General features: G+C 72.0%; 18 protein-coding genes. 8 read left to right on the top strand and 10 right to left on the bottom strand.

What is annotated here, in order from left to right:
* Positions 1 to 31 precede the first annotated feature (31 nt).
* The 3 genes from ACIBCM_RS20745 to ACIBCM_RS20735 all read left to right on the top strand — a co-directional run bounded on the left by ACIBCM_RS20745 (position 32) and on the right by ACIBCM_RS20735 (position 2,425).
* The gene (locus ACIBCM_RS20745; protein WP_399245366.1) at positions 32 to 1,309 is read left to right on the top strand and encodes a thymidine phosphorylase; all 1,278 of its coding nucleotides are present in this window, start codon (positions 32 to 34) and stop codon (positions 1,307 to 1,309) included.
* Positions 1,310 to 1,429: 120 nt separating this feature from the next.
* Complete coding sequence (locus ACIBCM_RS20740) at positions 1,430 to 2,020, top strand: Uma2 family endonuclease (RefSeq protein WP_399245203.1); 591 nt, start codon at positions 1,430 to 1,432, stop codon at positions 2,018 to 2,020.
* Positions 2,021 to 2,131: 111 nt separating this feature from the next.
* A complete protein-coding gene (locus ACIBCM_RS20735; RefSeq protein WP_399245201.1) occupies positions 2,132 to 2,425 on the top strand; it encodes an STAS domain-containing protein in 294 nt (97 codons plus the stop codon).
* 181 nt (positions 2,426 to 2,606) lie between these two features.
* Here the strand turns inward: ACIBCM_RS20735 and ACIBCM_RS20730 are convergent, their stop codons facing one another.
* The 3 genes from ACIBCM_RS20730 to ACIBCM_RS20720 form a co-directional block, all read right to left on the bottom strand.
* Complete coding sequence (locus tag ACIBCM_RS20730) at positions 2,607 to 3,608, bottom strand: sigma-70 family RNA polymerase sigma factor (RefSeq protein WP_399245199.1); 1,002 nt, start codon at positions 3,606 to 3,608, stop codon at positions 2,607 to 2,609.
* A 68-nt stretch (positions 3,609 to 3,676) separates the two neighbouring features.
* Positions 3,677 to 4,327 (bottom strand): L,D-transpeptidase family protein, encoded by a 651-nt coding sequence (locus ACIBCM_RS20725; protein WP_399245364.1) that lies wholly within the window; start codon positions 4,325 to 4,327, stop codon positions 3,677 to 3,679.
* Between the two features lie 389 nt (positions 4,328 to 4,716).
* Entirely contained in the window at positions 4,717 to 6,087 is a 1,371-nt protein-coding gene (locus ACIBCM_RS20720) for an MFS transporter (RefSeq protein ID WP_399245197.1), read from the bottom strand.
* A gap of 62 nt (positions 6,088 to 6,149) precedes the next feature.
* On the opposite strand from ACIBCM_RS20720, the gene ACIBCM_RS20715 reads away from it, so the two are divergent.
* The gene (locus tag ACIBCM_RS20715; RefSeq protein WP_399245195.1) at positions 6,150 to 7,103 is read left to right on the top strand and encodes a LysR family transcriptional regulator; all 954 of its coding nucleotides are present in this window, start codon (positions 6,150 to 6,152) and stop codon (positions 7,101 to 7,103) included.
* A gap of 311 nt (positions 7,104 to 7,414) precedes the next feature.
* Here ACIBCM_RS20715 and ACIBCM_RS20710 read toward each other — a convergent pair whose 3' ends face one another.
* On the bottom strand, positions 7,415 to 8,116 hold the full coding sequence (locus ACIBCM_RS20710; RefSeq protein ID WP_399245193.1) for an alpha/beta hydrolase: 702 nt from the start codon (positions 8,114 to 8,116) through the stop codon (positions 7,415 to 7,417).
* 208 nt (positions 8,117 to 8,324) lie between these two features.
* Between ACIBCM_RS20710 and ACIBCM_RS20705 the strand changes: the two genes are divergently transcribed.
* Positions 8,325 to 9,479 carry an adenosine deaminase gene (locus ACIBCM_RS20705; RefSeq protein ID WP_399245191.1) on the top strand — a complete coding sequence of 385 codons (1,155 nt, stop codon included), beginning with the start codon at positions 8,325 to 8,327 and terminating at the stop codon, positions 9,477 to 9,479.
* 126 nt (positions 9,480 to 9,605) lie between these two features.
* A complete protein-coding gene (locus tag ACIBCM_RS20700) occupies positions 9,606 to 9,965 on the top strand; it encodes an ATP-binding protein (RefSeq protein WP_399245189.1) in 360 nt (119 codons plus the stop codon).
* 172 nt (positions 9,966 to 10,137) lie between these two features.
* Here the strand turns inward: ACIBCM_RS20700 and ACIBCM_RS20695 are convergent, their stop codons facing one another.
* From ACIBCM_RS20695 to afsQ1, 5 genes are all read right to left on the bottom strand, one after another.
* Complete coding sequence (locus tag ACIBCM_RS20695) at positions 10,138 to 10,338, bottom strand: PspC domain-containing protein (protein WP_389267239.1); 201 nt, start codon at positions 10,336 to 10,338, stop codon at positions 10,138 to 10,140.
* 104 nt (positions 10,339 to 10,442) lie between these two features.
* Positions 10,443 to 11,036 (bottom strand): VanZ family protein, encoded by a 594-nt coding sequence (locus ACIBCM_RS20690; RefSeq protein ID WP_399245187.1) that lies wholly within the window; start codon positions 11,034 to 11,036, stop codon positions 10,443 to 10,445.
* Positions 11,037 to 11,171: 135 nt separating this feature from the next.
* Positions 11,172 to 11,810: a hypothetical protein gene (locus ACIBCM_RS20685; protein ID WP_399245186.1), complete on the bottom strand. Its 639-nt coding sequence runs from the start codon at positions 11,808 to 11,810 to the stop codon at positions 11,172 to 11,174.
* Entirely contained in the window at positions 11,807 to 13,453 is a 1,647-nt protein-coding gene (locus ACIBCM_RS20680) for an ATP-binding protein (protein WP_399245184.1), read from the bottom strand. The genes ACIBCM_RS20685 and ACIBCM_RS20680 overlap by 4 nt, the downstream gene beginning before the upstream one ends.
* Positions 13,454 to 13,508: 55 nt before the next feature.
* On the bottom strand, positions 13,509 to 14,186 hold the full coding sequence (gene afsQ1 / locus ACIBCM_RS20675; RefSeq protein WP_175257369.1) for a two-component system response regulator AfsQ1: 678 nt from the start codon (positions 14,184 to 14,186) through the stop codon (positions 13,509 to 13,511).
* Positions 14,187 to 14,463: 277 nt separating this feature from the next.
* Here afsQ1 and ACIBCM_RS20670 point away from each other — a divergent pair, with 277 nt between their 5' ends.
* Positions 14,464 to 15,210, top strand: a complete 747-nt coding sequence (locus tag ACIBCM_RS20670; RefSeq protein ID WP_399245182.1) for a SigE family RNA polymerase sigma factor — start codon at positions 14,464 to 14,466, stop codon at positions 15,208 to 15,210.
* Positions 15,211 to 15,512: 302 nt separating this feature from the next.
* On the opposite strand, the gene ACIBCM_RS20665 is transcribed toward ACIBCM_RS20670, so the two are convergent.
* The gene (locus tag ACIBCM_RS20665) at positions 15,513 to 16,166 is read right to left on the bottom strand and encodes a uridine kinase (protein WP_399245180.1); all 654 of its coding nucleotides are present in this window, start codon (positions 16,164 to 16,166) and stop codon (positions 15,513 to 15,515) included.
* 119 nt (positions 16,167 to 16,285) lie between these two features.
* Here ACIBCM_RS20665 and ACIBCM_RS20660 point away from each other — a divergent pair, with 119 nt between their 5' ends.
* Positions 16,286 to 16,687 carry a hypothetical protein gene (locus ACIBCM_RS20660; RefSeq protein ID WP_399245178.1) on the top strand — a complete coding sequence of 134 codons (402 nt, stop codon included), beginning with the start codon at positions 16,286 to 16,288 and terminating at the stop codon, positions 16,685 to 16,687.
* The last annotated feature ends 264 nt before the right edge of the window (positions 16,688 to 16,951 follow it).

Below are 16,951 nucleotides of genomic sequence, written 5' to 3'. Positions count from 1 at the left end.
CACCGGCAACACAGGAGGATTACCCATGAGCATGGACGTCATCTCCGTCATCCGCACCAAGCGGGACCGGGGCGAGCTGAGCCCGGAGCAGATCGACTGGGTCATCGACGCCTACACCCGCGGTGAGGTCGCCGACGAGCAGATGTCGGCGCTGGCGATGGCGATCCTGCTCAACGGGATGAACCGTACGGAGATCGCCCGCTGGACCGCCGCGATGATCGCCTCCGGCGAGCGGATGAACTTCGACGCGCTCTCCCGCCCCACCGCCGACAAGCACTCCACGGGCGGGGTCGGCGACAAGATCACCCTGCCGCTCGCGCCGCTGGTCGCCGCGTGCGGGGCGGCCGTGCCCCAGCTCTCCGGCCGGGGCCTCGGCCACACCGGGGGCACCCTCGACAAGCTGGAGTCCATCCCCGGCTGGCGGGCGCTGCTGTCCAACGAGGAGATGCTGGCCGTCCTCGGCTCAACGGGAGCGGTGATCTGCGCGGCGGGCGACGGACTCGCCCCCGCCGACAAGAAGCTGTACGCGCTCCGCGATGTCACCGGCACGGTCGAGGCGATCCCGCTGATCGCCTCCTCGATCATGTCGAAGAAGATCGCGGAGGGTACGGGGGCGCTGGTCCTGGATGTGAAGGCCGGCAGCGGCGCGTTCATGAAGAACCTCGACGACGCGCGCGAGCTGGCCGCGACCATGGTCGCGCTCGGCAAGGACAGCGGGGTACGGACGGTCGCCCTGCTCACCGATATGTCCACGCCCCTGGGCCGCACCGCGGGCAACGCCCTCGAAGTCCGCGAGTCACTGGAGGTCCTCGCGGGCGGCGGCCCCGCGGACGTTGTCGAGCTGACCCTGGCACTCGCCCGCGAGATGCTGGACGCGGCGGGCCTGAAGGACGCCGACCCCGCGAAGGCGCTCGCCGACGGCTCGGCGATGGACGTCTGGCGCCGCATGATCGCAGCCCAGGGCGGTGACCCGGACGCGGCCCTCCCCGTCGCCCGTGAACACCATGTCGTCAACGCCCCCGCCTCCGGTGTCCTGACCCGCCTCGACGCCTACGGGGTCGGCCTCGCCGCCTGGCGCCTCGGCGCGGGCCGCGCCCGCAAGGAGGACCCGGTCCAGGCGGGCGCGGGCGTCGAACTCCACGCCAAGCCGGGCGACACCGTCACCGAGGGCGAGCCGCTGCTGACCCTGCACACGGACACCCCGGAGAAGTTCTCCTACGCGCTGGAGTCCCTGACGTCCGCCTACGACATCGCCCCGCCCGGGACCCCCTTCACGGGGACCCCGATCGTCCTGGACCGCCTCGCCTGACGGTCCTGCGCCGTCAACCCCGTAAGGGTGACGACTCGTACGGCTGAACGGGACCGGTAGCCCCTCGCCGGTCCCGTTCAGCATGCTGCACTCGGTGACACATCCAGCGAGGAGATCACCATGAGCGCACCCGCGGCCGATCACACGGACCATGACCAGGAGTGGGACGAACTGGTCCGGATCTGGCAGGGGACGGACGCACCGGGGGGCTGCAAGGTGGAGATCGTCGAGGGGACCGTCACCGTGTCACCGCCGCCGCTCCGTGCCCACCACGACATCGCCGACACCGTGCAGCGACGTCTGTACGGTGTGATCCCCGAGGACTGGGGGATCTACCAGACCCTGGGCACGGCCGTCCCCTCCCGGGACGGTCTGTACATCCCGGATCTCGCGCTGGTACCGAAGTCCGTTCTGCGGGCGGAGCCCGGGCACTTTGTCTCCGCGTCGGCGCCTGAGCTGATCGTCGAGATCACCTCGAAGTCCACTGCGGGCAACGACCGCATCAAGAAGCCGGCGGGCTATGCCCATGCGGGCGTCCCGCTCTATCTGCTGATCGACGGCTGGGCCTCCGGCGGCCCCACGGCGACCCTCTACGGCGAGCCCGAGAACGGCGTCTACCGGGTGCTCCAGGCCGCGAAATTCGGCGACCCGATCCGCCTTCCCGCGCCCTTCGGCCTGGACCTCGACACCTCGTCCTTTCCCACCCCGTAGGGCCCCCGGAGCGCTCGGCCCGGGGAGCGGGAGCGTACGGCCCCAGGGCTATCACCGGTCCCGTTCGCGCCCCTGCGATGAGTTACCGGTCCGGTGGCGGTCTGCCCGGGTGTGGATGCCACAGAGACGGTCGTCATCAGAATCTCCGGGAGCCCGGGACCGGACGATGTGCCGCGCCTGTGCGCGGAATTGAGCGTTCTGCTCGGCGGCACCGAGGGCCCGGGCGAGGCCGTCTGTGATGTCGGGGACATGATCGCGGCCGATCTGACCGCGGTCGACGCCATCGCCCGGCTGCGGCTCACCGCCCAGCGGCTGGGCCGCGACTTCCGGCTGCGGGGCGCGGGGCCCGAGCTACGGGCCCTGCTGCATCTGGTGGGGCTCTCCGGCCTCGCCGGGCCGGGGTAACCGGTCCGGCCCCGGGCACGGTCGGGCCCCGGATAACGGTCCGGCCCGGGTGCGCGACCGGTCCCGGACAGTGGCTGGACCGAGTCGGCGGTCTGCCCCGGGTAGCGCCGGGCCCTGGCCGTCCAGGGCCCGGGTAACGGTCGGGCCCGGGCGCCGACGGGCCCGGCCACGGGAGCCCCCGTCACGCCCCCTCCGCGGCGCCCTCCTCCTCCAGCCGGTCGGGCAGGCCGAACATCGGGAACCAGCGGGCGGTGTCCAGGAACGAATTGATCGCCGCGATCTTCCCGCCGCGGATCTCCATGACCATCAGCGCCCAGGGGGTGTGCCCCTTGCCGTCCTCCGCCGCGTGGTAGTGGGCGAAGGCGGGCATGCCGTTGGCGATCGTCGGGACCAGACGCGAGCCGCGGCACACCGAACCGACGCCCAGCATCCAGCCGACGATGTTCTCGTGGCCCTGGAGCCACAGGTCGTACGGGGGCATGGAGAGCGTGGCGTCATCGTGGAGAACCGCCGTGAGGGCCTCCATGTCATAGCCCTCGAAGGCCGCGACATAGCGCTCCAGCAGCTCCCGCTGCTCCTCGTCGAGAGGGTCCGCCGCGTCGCTCACCGTCGGCGGGGACTGGGCCAGCGTCGCCCGCGCCCGCTGGAGCGCGCTGTTCACCGACGCGACCGAGGTGCCCAGCAGCTCCGCCACCTCACTCGCCTTCCAGGCGAGCACCTCGCGCAGGATCAGGACCGCGCGCTGCTTCGGCGGCAGATGCTGGAGCGCCGCGACGAACGCCAGCCGGATCGTCTCCCGCTCCACCGCCGTCTCCGCGGGGTCCGCCACCGACGGCAGCACCCGCCCGTCGGGCACCGGCTCCAGCCAGGTGGCCTCGGGGCGGGCGCTGAGCCGCGCCTCGGCGACGGGCGTCGGGCCCGACAGATCCATCGGGCGGGCCCGGCGATTGCCCGCGTTCAGCATGTCGAGACAGACATTGGTCGCGATCCGGTAGAGCCACGACCGCAGCGAGGAACGCCCTTCGAACTTCTCGAAGCTCCGCCAGGCACGGACCATCGTGTCCTGGACGGCGTCCTCGGCCTCGAACGAGGATCCGAGCATTCGATAGCAGTAGCCGGTCAGCTCCCGGCGATACCGCTCCAGCTCGGATTCCAGGTCTTCTTTTGTCGCGAGATCACTCATCGGGTCCACCCCTGTCGCCCATTGGCATCAGCCCTTGGGAACCTACAGGAGGGGACTGACAATGAGGCTCAGGTACCCGGCTTGCGCCCGTACACGTAGACGTCGTCGCCGTTCTTCAGCAGATTCCAGTAGGCCTTCGCGTCCGCCGGGCGCATATTCACGCAGCCCGCGGATCCCGGCGGGTTGTACATCGACTTGGTCACCGAGTGGAATGCCTGTCCGCCGTCGAAGAACTGCGCGTACGGCATCCTCACTTTGTAAAGCGTCGACCAGTGGTTGATGTTCCGCCAGTAGATCTTCTTCGAGCCGGTACGGGTCTCCGCGCCGTTCTTCCCGGTACGGACCGGCACCGGCCCGTACTTCAGCTTCTTGCCGTCCTGGATCCAGCTCAGCTGCCGGGTCAGATCGACACAGGCGATCCGGCCCCTGTTCGTCGGGCACTTGCCCGCCTTGTTGGGGTTCTTCCCGGCGGCCCGCTGCTGGAGGATCGTGTTCATCGTCTGCCAGGTCAGCGGTCCCGCGTAGCCGATGGCCGGGGTGATGCCGTGCTGCCTCTGGAACGCGCGGATGGCCTGGCAGTCGGCCACCGACTGCTTGCCGTCCACAGGACGCCCCAGGAACTTCTCCACCTGCTTCTGGTACGGACCCTTCGACGCCGTACAGGACGACGCCGCCTGCGCGGTCCCCGTACCGACGGCCAGCGTCAGCGGGACGATCATGCCCGTCAGTCCGAGCACGATCCCCGCGCGCCTGCCGGTCCTTTTGATGCGCCGTACTTTCCGTATGCTCCCCGTCGTTTCCATGTGCCCCCCACTCAGCTCCGGGTCTCCGGGCGATCGCCCCGGTCTGCTCGTTTGACGCCTGCCGGGGGCCGACCGGTTGTACGGAACATGTCTCAATCCCGCTACGGTCAGGGCGAGATGACCGGCACGACGGAGTCGATCACGGGTGTCGCCGGCCGGGAGCGGGTCCGGCCGGAGCGGGTAGGGGGCGGGGGCGCGCGACGACAGGAGGCCCGCCGTCGACAGAGGAGGCTGCTGTCGACGCAGCAGACCGCCGACGACGGAAGACCGTCGCCGGCGGGGAGTACCGCGGACCCGCGGGAGGGTCAGCGGCGGGCGGCCGCCACCGGAACCCGGGCCCCGGCGATGGGGCCCTCGACGGCCCGGCCCTCCAGCGCCCGGCCCTCGACAGCGCGGCCTCCGGTGGTCCGGGCCTCGGAGGCGCGGACCGTGGCGGTCCGGGCGGCCCAGCTCCCGTACAGCGTGATCGACACCACGCCGAGGACGGCCAGCACGCCCAGCGCCACCGTGCCCGCCCAGCCCGCCGAGTGGAAGGCGATCGCGCCCAGGGTGCCGCCGACGCTGCTGCCGAGGTAGTACGCGGACTGGTACAGCGCCGACGCCTGAGCGCGGCCCGTCCTCGCCGTACGGCTCACGGCCGCCGAGGCGACCGCGTGGCCCGCGAAGAAGCCCGCGGTGATCAGCACCAGGCCGAGGAGTACGGCGGCCAGCGCGTCCGCGAGCGACAGCAGCAGCCCGGCCGCGGTGGTGACGACTGCCAGATACAGCGCCCCGCGGCGGCCCAGCCGTCCGACGAGCGCCCCGGCGGCGGCCGAGGAGAGGGTGCCGACGAGATAGACCAGGAAGATCGAGCCGACGACGCCCTGCGGAAGGCTGAAGGGCTCCTCGACGAGCCGGTAGCCGATCACGGTGTAGACCGCGCCGAACACCGTCATGAACAGCGCGCCGATCGCGTACAGCCGCAGCAGCAGCGGATCGGACAGATGCCCGCGCACCGTCCCGGCCAGCGCCCTCGGGCTCAGTGTGCCGGGTGTGAAGCGCCGGGGCTTCGGCAGCAGCACCCGGAAGACGGCCACGGCCACCAGCGCCAGCAGACCCACGGCGGCGAGCCCGGCCCGCCAGCCCCACAGCTGCGCGGCCCAGCCGGTGACGATCCGGCCGCTCATCCCGCCGATGCTGTTGCCCGCGACGAACAGCCCGACCGCGGCCACCAGCGCCTTCGGCCGCACCTCCTCGGCCAGATAGGCCATCGCAGAGGCGGGCACCCCGGCCAGCGCCGCGCCCTGCACGGCCCGCAGCACCACCAGCCACTCCAGGCTCGGCGCGAACGGAACCAGCAGTCCGACGGCGGCGGCGACCATCAGGGACACGGTCATCAGGGTGCGCCGACCGAACCGCTCGGACAGCGCGCTCAGGGGGAGTACGAAGAGGGCCAGCGCGCCCGTCGCGGCGGAGACCGTCCAGCTCGCCGCCGACGCGCTCACACCGAACCCGGCGGAGACGGCGGGCAGCAGTGCCTGCGTGGAGTAGAGGAGGGCGAAGGCGGCGACGCCCGCGGCGAAGAGCGCGAGGCTCATACGGCGGTAGCCGGGGCGGCCGGGGGACAGGGGCTCGGGGACGGGGGCGACGGAGACGGCGGCCACCTCGGTGGACGCCTCGGTACTGGCGGCAGGCATGCCACGAACGTACGGCCGCAGAATTCATGCGTCCAATGCATAAAACAGCGATAATCGTTCCCATGGTGCATGATCGCAGTTCAGAGAAGCGGCTGTCACACAGCAGTGACACAGACGACACAGCCCTGCTGCTCGTACCCCGGCTCGCGTACTTCGCCGCGGTCGCCCGGCACGAGCATGTGACGCGCGCCGCGCAGGAGCTGGGTGTGCCGCAGTCCACGCTCTCGCGCGCGATGGTCCGGCTCGAACAGGACCTGGGAGTCGCCCTGTTCGCCCGCAAGGGCCGTACGGTCTCCCTCACCGCGGCCGGACGGACCTTCCTCGCCTCCGTGGAGCGCGCGCTCGGCGACGTCGAGCGGGCCGCCGACGCCGTACGCGCCGACGCGGACCCGTACGCGGGCAAAGTCGCCTTCGGCTTTCTGCACACGATGGGATCCGAGACGGTTCCGGCGCTGCTGCGGGCCTTCCGTGCCGACCATCCGAAGGTCCGCTTCACCCTCGTCCAGAACTACGGCGAGGCCATGCTCGGCGGCCTGCGTACGGGCGAACTCGACCTCTGTCTGACCTCACCGCTCCCCGACGCGCCCGACCTCGCGGCCCGCCGCCTCGACGAACAGCGGCTGCGCCTGGTCGTGCCGGACGACCACCGGCTCGCCTCCCGCAAGCGCGTCCGCCTCGCCGAGGCCGCCGACGAGTACTTCGTCACCCTCGAAACGGGTTACGGGCTCCGCCGTATCACCGACGACCTCTGCGCGCAGGCGGGCTTCACCCCGAGGGTCGCCTTCGAGGGCGAGGAGGCGGAGACCCTGCGCGGCCTGGTCGCCGCGGGCCTCGGCGTGGCCCTGCTGCCCCCGCCCGCGGTGGCCCGCCCCGGCGTGGTCGAACTGACCGTGACCGCGCCCCGGGCCGTCCGCGAGATCGGCCTCGCCTGGCTCGACGGCCACCCCGACACCCCACCCGTAGCCGCCTTCAAACGCTTCCTCCTCTCCCGCCGCGGCCACCTCCTCCCCGACTGACAGCGACGATTGGCCACGACACCGCTCAGGAGCCCGCCCCCACCCACCCGGCCACGCCAACGTCCCCAGCGTGCGGGGGCAACCACTCCAGCCTGTCCGGCGTTTGAGGACGGACTTCGGCCTCGGGTGGGTCTCACGTGGTGTGGCTGCCGGGCCGGATCCACGTATCTCCAGCCTGTCCGGCGTTTGAGGACGGACCTCCGCCCCGCGCGGGGCACACTCGGCGTGACCGCCCGCGCGGGCAACCACTCCAGCCCGGCCGGCGCCTGAGGACAAGGCCCCGGCCCCAGGTACCCGCACCCGGCCCACCCTCACGGTCTCAGCGACTTACCGAACCCCGCCGCCAACGGCATCCGTAGCCCCAGCGGCGGCGGCGCCGCCAACGCGTCCGCCACCGGACGCGCGTACGGATGCGGGAACAGCGACCCCAGCACGAAGTCCACGGCCAGCGCCAGCACCTCGTCATGGTGCTGCCGCAGCGCGTTGCCGTCCGTGTGGACCTCGAACCGGCATATGTTCCGGTTCGCCTTCTTCACCCGCTCCGCCAGCCGGTACGACAGATCCGGCGGCGTCCGCTCGTCATTCGTGCCGTGCACGATCAGCACCTGCCGTCCCACCAGCTGCTTCACCGGCTCCGGCGGCGACGTCATCTCGTCCGCCGGCAGCCAGGGAGCCATCGCCAGGACCGAGCTGACCGCCGGATGCCCGCCCGCCCTGAGCGCCGCCCGCCCGCCGAAGCCGTGCCCGGCGAGGCACACCGGCACATCCCCGTACCGCCGTGTCACCTCGTCCGCCGCCCACTGGGCGTCCACCGCGAGTCCCGCCTCGGACCCGTTCCAGCCGCGGCAGCGGTAGTGCACCGGATGCACCACCAGCCCGTCCGCGCGGCCCGCCCGCGCCAGCGCCCGCCCGAGGGGCAGCGCCGCCGCGTGCGCCCACCGCGACCGCCCCCGCGCCGACTGAGGCACACCGTCCGGCAGGACCAGGACCACCCCGCCGACAACGGGCTCCACGGCCCGCCTCCCGTACGCACGCCCCAGCCGGGCCCCTCGCTTCACCTCGGTCGTCGCACGACCGTCCGTACGCCCCCTCCACAGGGGCAGCGCGTGGTGTGTCACGGCAGAACAGTGTCAGAATCGCGGGCCCCGTCCACCCGTACGCGCGATCACTGTTACATATCGAGCCGCAGACATCTACGCGCGTAGGGGCTAGAGTGCGCCAATGACGACCCAGACCATCACCACGCCCACCGCGGACCAGATCCGCCGCGCTCCGAAGGTGCTGCTCCACGACCACCTCGACGGCGGGCTGCGTCCGGGCACGATCATCGACCTGGCCCGCGAGAACGGCTACGGGGCGCTCCCCGAGGACGAGCCCGACAAGCTCGGCGTCTGGTTCCGCGAGGCCGCCGACTCCGGCTCGCTGGAACGCTATCTGGAGACCTTCGCGCACACCTGCGCCGTGATGCAGACCCGGGACGCCCTCTTCCGCGTGGCCGCCGAGTGCGCGGAGGACCTCGCCGAGGACGGGGTGGTGTACGCGGAGGTGCGCTACGCCCCCGAGCAGCACCTGGAGGCCGGGCTGACCCTCGAAGAGGTCGTCGAGGCCGTCAACGCGGGCTTCCGCGAGGGGGAGCGGATCGCCAGGGCGGGCGGCCACCGCATCCGCGTCGGCGCCCTGCTCACGGCCATGCGCCACGCGGCCCGCGCCCTGGAGATCGCCGAACTGGCGAACCGGTACCGCGATGTCGGCGTCGTCGGATTCGACATCGCGGGCGCGGAGGCCGGCTACCCGCCCACCCGCCACCTCGACGCCTTCGAGTACCTCAAGCGCGAGAACAACCACTTCACCATCCACGCCGGCGAGGCGTTCGGACTCCCGTCGATCTGGCAGGCCCTCCAGTGGTGCGGCGCCGACCGGCTCGGCCACGGCGTCCGGATCATCGACGACATCGAGGTCTCCGAGGACGGCGCCGTCCAGCTCGGGCGGCTGGCCGCGTACGTACGCGACAAGCGCATCCCGCTGGAGCTGTGCCCGACCTCCAACCTCCAGACCGGGGCAGCTGCCTCGTACGCGGAACACCCCATCGGGCTGCTGCGCAAACTGCACTTCAGGGCGACCGTCAACACCGACAACCGGCTGATGAGCGGTACCACCATGAGCCGTGAGTTCGAGCTGCTGACCGAGACTTTCGGATACACGCTCGACGACATGCAGTGGTTCACCGTCAACGCGATGAAAAGCGCGTTCATCCCTTTCGATGAACGGCTCGCGATGATCAACGACGTCATCAAGCCCGGATATGCCGAGTTGAAATCCGAATGGCTGTTCCGTCAGACCGCCACGACCAGCGAATCTTCCTCGCGGGAAGGCTGAGTTTCCTTGTCGGGGAGCGGCCGGGAACGCCAACACCCCAGGACTTCCGGGTGTTTGCGGCCATGGCGCGGGGGTGGCTAGCTTGCGGAGCCGCTCGTATTCCCCCGTCCCAAGGAAACACACCTCATGAAGCAGTCCCCCGCCAAGACTCTCGGTGTCGCCGTGCTCGGTGCCGCCTTCGCCGCCACCGCCGCGGGTACCGCCTCCGCCGCCCCCGCCTCGCTTCCCGAGGCGGCCACCTCGCTCGACACCGTCACCAGCGTGCTGCCGGTGCAGGAGAGCCTCACCAAGCTCCCGGCGGGCGCCGAGTCGCTGGCCGGCGGTCAGGCGGCCCTGACCCAGGCCGCGGGCACCGTGCCGGGCACGCTCCAGGGCGCCGCGCACCGGGTGCTGTCCGCCGAGGCCACCGAGCCCGTCGCCGCGCTGCTCGGCGGCCTCCCGGCCGGTGATCTGGCACAGGGCCTGCCCGTCGGCGGCCTCGGCTGATCCGCGACCCCGCCGTCGGCTTCCGCCGTCTCTTCCCCCTGAACGGCACATCCTCCTGAACGGCACGGCTGAGGGGCGCACCCGCGATACGCGGTGTGCGCCCCTTTTCCCATGCCGTACGGGGTTTTCACTCCGTACGGGGACTCCATCCCGTACAGGGACGGCGGCGGTCCTACCAGGCGGTGGTGGCGGTCTTCTCCGCCGGCAGGAACGCCCACAGCCCCAGATAGATCAGGAACTGCGGTCCCGGCAGCAGACACGAGACCAGGAAGATCACTCGCATGGTGGTGGCGGAGGTGCCGAAGCGCCGTGCCAGCGCCGCGCACACCCCACCGATCATGCGACCCTCACGCGGGCGGACAAGTGCGGCCATGGTGGGCTCCTTCGCGAGAACCGGTCGTGGGTTCGGGAGCCGCTCTCTCCGGTGCTCCCGTCATGTCTCCATGGTGGCCGCGCGAAGGGGGTCAAAGCGTCGCTCTACGGTGCGATCCCGACCCTGGTAATCGTCGGGGTCGAGCCCTGGGCCGGCTCCTCCGCCGGTACCGGTCCCGGGGGCAGTGCCTCGGCCCTGTGGCTGAGGGCGACGGGCCGCCCCGCCCGCTCCCTCGGTCCCCTGCGGCGCAGCCTGGCCCGGCAGAGCGGCACCACCAGCAGATGGGCGAGCGCCACACCGGCGGTGTTCAGCAGCAGGGAGTCGACGTCCAGCACCCGGCCCGGTACGCCCGTCTGCAGCAGTTCGATACCGAGGGAGATCAGCGCCCCGGCCGCGACCGTACGGGCCAGGGAGGCCAGCGGGGACACCTGGACCTTGCCGCCGGCCATCGGCAGCAGTACGCCCAGGGGGGCGAGCAGCAGCAGCCCCTCGCCGATCCGGCGGGCGGCCTCCACCGGGCCGAGCGCCAGATCCGCCTTGATACCGGCGAACAGCTCGAGATTGGTGGCCGTCACCCACGGCACGTCCAGCGGGCGCAGGGTCAGCCATCCGACGAGCAGCAGATGCGCGAGGACGAGGAGGATCCCCGCCGCCCGGAAGCTGATGACGGCACTGCCGCCCTTGCCTTGACGCTGCACGTCACACAAGACGCAACCCGCCCGCGAATCGGTTCCGCAGGCCCTTCCCGGGTCCGGGCGCCCCGAAACCGGCCGCCGGATGAGCTGCCTCACAGGCCGGGGAACCCCCGCACGGAAGGCCGGGGAGGCCGGCGGTCACGCGGACGGCGACGGCGGCGGCGAGGTGAGGGGGTGGGTGGGGACCGGCTCGGCGGGGCGGTCCCGGGTGACGCCGGTGCACTCGTAGGCGCGGGGGGCGTACGCACCCGGCCCGCCGAGGACCACGACGCCCGCGGACGCCGCCCGGCTCTCCGCGAAGGTGCAGACGATCTGTGAGAGGGCCGCCGCGGGCAGGTCCTCCGGCTGGCGGCTGAGCCGGAGCGTGCCCGCGGGATCGGAGGCGCGCCCGCCGCCCACCGATATCCCGCCCCGGACGTAGGTGGCGAAGCCCGCTTCCCGCTCGGCGGAGGACGGCTCCTTCTGCAGTTCGGCCAGCAGTGCCTGTGCCGTCCGCAGAGCGTCCGCCGGGGACTTCGCCGCGGGTATGTCGGCCGTGCGGTCGACCAGCGAGAGCTGGGACGCGCACACCAGATAGATCCGCACCGGCACGCCCTGCGGCTGCGCCGACCGGTTGTCGCCCGACACCTCGCACGGCACCCGGGAGGGCGCGGGACCGGCGTCCACCGGGACCTGGGTGGGGCGGATGCCGCAGCCGGCGAACGCCAGCGTGCCCAGCAGCGCGGCCAGGCCCGTGAGCGCGCCCGCCCGGCGCCGGTGCCGGACTGGTCGGGTCACTGCGTACCGTCCTCTCCCCGGCCGGAGCCCCGGGCGCCGCCGCCGCTCCCGCCGTCACCGCCGCCGTCCTCACCGTGCCCGCCGTCGAGGTCCCGGCGGCCGTCGCCGTCGTCGCCGTCGTCATCGTCCCCCGCCCCGGCGGAGCCGTCCTTCGCGGCCGTCGCGTCGCACGGCAGCCGCAGTACGAACACCGCGCCGTCGCCGTCCGGCGAGTTCGCCGCGGTGATCGTGCCGCCGTGGATATGCGCGTTCTCCACCGCGATCGACAGCCCCAGACCGCTGCCCTCGGAGCGGGGCCGGGACGCGCTCGCCTTGTAGAACCGGTCGAAGACATGGGGCAGTACCTCGGCGGGGATACCGGGGCCGTGGTCGCGTACCTCGATCACCAGCTCGGCCCGCTCGCCCGTGCCGACGGTCCGCACCGACACCCGCACCGGCGAACCGCCGTGCTTGAGTGCGTTGCCGATCAGATTCGCGAGGATCACATCCAGCCGCCGCGGATCCAGCCGCGCCATGATCCCGCGCTCGGCGTCCAGCTCCACCGCGTCCAGCCAGGCCCGCGCGTCGATGCAGGCGGTCACCTGGTCGGCGACGTCGACCGTGTCCAGGACCACCCTCGCCGTGCCCGCGTCGAAGCGGGTGACCTCCATCAGGTTCTCCACCAGATCGCCCAGCCGGCGCGTCTCGCTCACCACGAGGTTCACGGCGGGCGCGATCATCGGGTCGAGGTTGTCGACCTCGTCCTCCAGCACCTCGGTGACCGCGGTGAGCGCGGTCAGCGGGGTGCGCAGCTCATGCGACATATCGGCCACGAAACGACGGCTGGACTCCTCCCGCGCGCTCATGTCCGCGACCTTCTTCTCCAGCGACTCCGCGGTCTTGTTGAACGTACGGGCCAGTTCGGCCAGCTCGTCCGTACCCGAGACCCGCAGCCGGGTGTCGAGCTTGCCCTCACCGAGCCGCCGGGCCGCGTCACCCAGCCTGCGCACGGGCTTGAGGACCGTCGTCGCCGCGGCCTGCGCCAGCAGCGCCGAGCCCACGAGCGCGAGCGCGGTGGCGATCCCGAGCGACCAGGCGAGGGTGTTGAGGTCCTGCCGCTCCTGGTCCAGCGACTTGAACACATACCCGGTCGGACCGCCGTTGACGATCTTCGTTCCGCCGACGAGATACGGCGTCCCGCCGCGCTGGACCCGCTGCCAGTACAGGTGGTACGGGACCGGGTTCCCGGTGCTCGTGCCCTGGCGTTCGTTCACGGCGCCCTGGAGCCGCTCCGGTACGTCGCCGAGGGTGAAGGCATCCGGGTCGGACGCGCCCACCACCGGCTTGCCCTCGTCCCGCTCGCCGATCAGCAGGACGTTGTACCCGGGCTTGCCGCGGGTCATCTGCTCGGCGGCGTCTTGCAGTTCTCCCTGGGTGGGGTGGAGCGGCAGCGCCGCCGCCCGGTTCTGCATCTGCTGGCGGAAGTCGCCGAGCGCGGAGTCCTGGGTACGGGTCAGCACGGCCTCGCGGTTCAGCCAGTACGCGATCCCGGACGCGGACACCGCCGCGGTCAGCGCGACCACGGCGAAGACGACGACCAGACGCAGACGCAGACTCGTCCAGCGAAGTCCGGCGAGGACCACGCGCTTCGCGGCACCGCTCACGTAGTCGTCCCGTTCCGGCGGTCGTTCCGGCGGGCACTCCCGGCTCCCGCGACGGTCACTGCGGGACGTCCAGCCGGTAGCCCACACCCCGTACGGTACGGATCAGGGTCGGCGAGGACGGCACGTCCTCCACCTTCGCGCGCAGCCGCTGGACACAGGCGTCCACCAGCCGTGAGTCACCGAGGTAGTCGTGCTCCCACACCAGCCGCAGCAGCTGCTGGCGGGAGAGGGCCTGGCCCGGCCGGCGGCTCAGCTCCAGCAGAAGGCGCAGCTCGGTCGGCGTGAGCTGCAGATCTTCGCCGTTCTTGGTCACGGTCATGGCGGAGCGGTCGATCACGAGGGAGCCGAAGGTCGCGGAGTCGGTGGACTCACGCTCGCCCCGGCGCAGTACGGCACGGATACGGGCGTCCAGGACCCGGCCCTGGACGGGCTTGACCACATAGTCGTCCGCTCCGGACTCCAGGCCGACCACCACATCGATGTCGTCGCTGCGGGCGGTCAGCAGAATGATCGGCAGCTGGTCCGTGCGTCTGATGCGGCGGCACACCTCGAATCCGTCGATACCGGGCAGCATCACATCCAGCACGATCAGGTCGGGCCGCTGCTCACGCAGCAGTTTCAGGCCGTCCTCGCCCGTCGCCGCGGTGGCCACACGGTGGCCCTGGCGAGACAGGGAGAGTTCGAGGGCCGTGCGGATGGCGTCGTCGTCCTCGATCAGCAACAGGAAAGGCACAGGGGTCATTCTGGCCCATGGGGGTGCCCGAGTTCGACTGGTGGACCGCCCCCGAGCGCGTCAGACGGCCGGGACGCATGCCCCCGGGAGGCGTTTCGGGCAGTTTGTGAAGCCCTGCTCGGGCCCGCCCGAGTCCCGCCCGTACGACAAGGGGGAGCAGGGGCCGGAAGGGCCCTGTGACAGTGCTGTGACAGTCGGCGGACACCGCCATGAAATCGCCTGGGCAAGCTTTTCGGCACACGGACGGAAACAGACTCCACTCGACGGGGGGCGCGAGATGAACGCACTGCACAGCACCACCTCAAGCGCAGTTGTCACGCGTCTCCACGACGTCACGTGGAGCACCGAGAAGTCCGGCGCCGTGAACGGACGGGGGTGCGTTCGCGGCGCCGGACGTCAGCACAAGCCGTCGTACATGACGGTGGTTGACGTCACCACGGGGGTGGGGACGGGGGTCACGGCCGACACGGGGGCGGCCGGGACCGGTACCAGGACGAGCCTCTCGGAGGCCGAGTTCACCGCGTACGTCAGGGAGCGCCGCTCCTCGCTGTACGCGACCGCGTACCACCTGACCGGGGACCGGTTCGAGGCGGAGGACCTGCTGCAGAGCGCGCTCTTCTCCACGTACCGGGCGTGGGACCGGATCAGTGACAAGGCGGCGGTCGGGGGGTACCTCCGCCGCACCATGACCAATCTGCACATCAGCGCCTGGCGCCGGCGCAAGCTCAACGAGTACCCGACGGAGGAGCTGCCGGAGACGGCGGGCGACACCGACGCGATGCGGGGTACCGAGCTGCGGGCGGTCCTGTGGCAGGCGCTGGCCAGGCTGCCGGAACTCCAGCGCACGATGCTGGTCCTCCGTTACTACGAGGGCCGCACCGACCCGGAGATCGCGGACATCCTGGACATCAGCGTCGGCACGGTGAAGTCGAGCATCTGGCGGTCGCTCCGCCGGCTGCGCGAGGACGAGGTCCTCAGCTTCGGCCGTGACGAGGAAGAGTCCTTCGGCGAGCTGGTGGCCTGAGGGCGAACGGGGGGAATGTGGGGGGGCCGCCACCTCGGGGGAGACGGCGGGTGAAGTGGGGGAACACGGGGGTACGGGGGCCCTTCGGGGCAACGGGGGGAAAGCGCGGGACCGGACAGGCCGGGGGGTCTTGTCCGGTCCCGCGCGCATTGGCGTGTGCGGGCGCTCCGGCGGTTGAGGAGCGGGTCCGGGGCGGAGCCCGCAAGGGCCGGCACGGGTGAAGGCCGTTCGGCGATCCGGTTTCGACGGTTTCGACGGCTGTTGGCGGCCGGGCGGCGTGGCCGGGTGGGGCGCCGGGCGGGTCAGGAGCAGGAGGAGGGCGACGTCGTGCGGCGGGGGCCCGCCGTCACGGCGGCGGCCAGCCTGCCCAGCGCCTCCGCCGTGTCGCACGGGTGCGCTCCCAGCGCCGTCTGCCGTGCCACGATGCCGCGTTCCGCGCGCATCAGGCGCCAGCCCCTCCGCAGAAGGACGGGCACCGGCTTGCGGCCCTCGCGCAGATCCCGCAGCAGCCGGCGGCGGAAGGTCGTCGAGGGGCGCCCCCGCAGACAGAGCGCGTCGGCGAGGACTCCCAGCTCCCGGCAGCGGGACACGATGTCGGCCGCGAAGATGCCCTCCGCGACGAAGAGCGGGGCGCCGTCGGCGCCGAAGGTGTCCCACCCCACCCGGGCACTGGCCGCGATGTCGTAGACCGGCACGGCCGTACGCCCGGTACGGCACAGCTCCTCGATCGCCGCGACCGCCGCGTCCGCGTCCCAGGAGTCCGGCGAGTCCCAGTCGACGTCCCTGCTCCCGGCGACGAGCGGAAGGTCCGGGTCGTCGCCCTCCTTGTAGAAGTCGTCGAGGCGGAGTACCGGAAGTCCCGTACGCGCGGCGAGGGACGACTTTCCGGAGCCCGAGGGTCCCGCGAGCAGCACGACACGGGTGGGCGGACAGGGATGGCCCGGGGTTGAGTTCACGGGACACCAGTGTGAGGCATTCCCCCGTGGAGGGGATCCCCCGGGGACGGCGAGGCTCCCGGAGCAACGACTCAACTACTCTGTGTGCCTCAATGATTACTCGTACAGGTGGGAACTCCATGGCACGTCAGACACCTTCCCCGGCCCGGCGGCGGCTCGTCCTCGGCGCGGGTCTCACCGCCGCGGCCATCGGCGCCGCCCTCGCCGCTGGTGAGACCGCGCACGCGGCCCCGGCCGCCCCCGCCGCTCCCGTGGGCGGGGGCGGGACGGCCCTGCCCGGCCCGGCGGCGGGCGTGGCCGGAGCGGTCACCAACTCGGTCACCGGCATCGGATATCTGAAGAGCCTTCAGCTCAACCCGCTCGCCAAGACCGGTGTCGACCCGCTGGCGAACGGCGTCGGCACCCAGGTCGCGGACTTCAAGCCCGTCTCCACCGAACTGGTCACCGGTCCGCTGTCCGATGGAGCCGCGCTCCAGGACCTGCCGGTCGTGGGAGGGGTCGCGAAGACGCTGCCTCTGTGAGAACGGCCCCGCCCGGGCCCTCTGTGCGGGCGGCCCGGGCGCGGCGGAGCCCCCTGGCGTCGGACGAAACGCCAGGGGGCTCCTGTCCGGGGGGCGGGACGCGGGACGCGGGACGCGGGACCGGTACGGCGGCCCGGCGTGCGTACGACGAGCCGGTGCGGCGGCCCCGCGCCCGGACGCTGATCCCGATCGGTGACGCTGATCCCGATCGGTACGGTGACCGGATCCGTACGACGACCGAATCCGTACGACGACCGGATTCCC

The organism is Streptomyces sp. NPDC051018, from assembly GCF_044456085.1.
Lineage (GTDB): Bacteria > Actinomycetota > Actinomycetes > Streptomycetales > Streptomycetaceae > Streptomyces.
The sequence above is the reverse complement of the archived record's forward strand: the minus strand, read 5'-3'. Positions and strand labels throughout refer to the sequence as shown.

Bases quoted from the DNA above. Each gene is read 5' to 3' on its own strand.
- ACIBCM_RS20745 (WP_399245366.1), top strand. From the start codon at position 32: ATGGACGTCATCTCCGTCATCCGCACCAAGCGGGACCGGGGCGAGCTG.
- ACIBCM_RS20740 (WP_399245203.1), top strand. From the start codon at position 1,430: ATGAGCGCACCCGCGGCCGATCACACGGACCATGACCAGGAGTGGGAC.
- ACIBCM_RS20730 (WP_399245199.1), bottom strand. From the start codon at position 3,608: ATGAGTGATCTCGCGACAAAAGAAGACCTGGAATCCGAGCTGGAGCGG.
- ACIBCM_RS20725 (WP_399245364.1), bottom strand. From the start codon at position 4,327: ATGATCGTCCCGCTGACGCTGGCCGTCGGTACGGGGACCGCGCAGGCG.
- ACIBCM_RS20720 (WP_399245197.1), bottom strand. From the start codon at position 6,087: ATGCCTGCCGCCAGTACCGAGGCGTCCACCGAGGTGGCCGCCGTCTCC.
- ACIBCM_RS20715 (WP_399245195.1), top strand. From the start codon at position 6,150: ATGGTGCATGATCGCAGTTCAGAGAAGCGGCTGTCACACAGCAGTGAC.
- ACIBCM_RS20705 (WP_399245191.1), top strand. From the start codon at position 8,325: ATGACGACCCAGACCATCACCACGCCCACCGCGGACCAGATCCGCCGC.
- ACIBCM_RS20700 (WP_399245189.1), top strand. From the start codon at position 9,606: ATGAAGCAGTCCCCCGCCAAGACTCTCGGTGTCGCCGTGCTCGGTGCC.
- ACIBCM_RS20695 (WP_389267239.1), bottom strand. From the start codon at position 10,338: ATGGCCGCACTTGTCCGCCCGCGTGAGGGTCGCATGATCGGTGGGGTG.
- ACIBCM_RS20670 (WP_399245182.1), top strand. From the start codon at position 14,464: ATGAACGCACTGCACAGCACCACCTCAAGCGCAGTTGTCACGCGTCTC.
- ACIBCM_RS20660 (WP_399245178.1), top strand. From the start codon at position 16,286: ATGGCACGTCAGACACCTTCCCCGGCCCGGCGGCGGCTCGTCCTCGGC.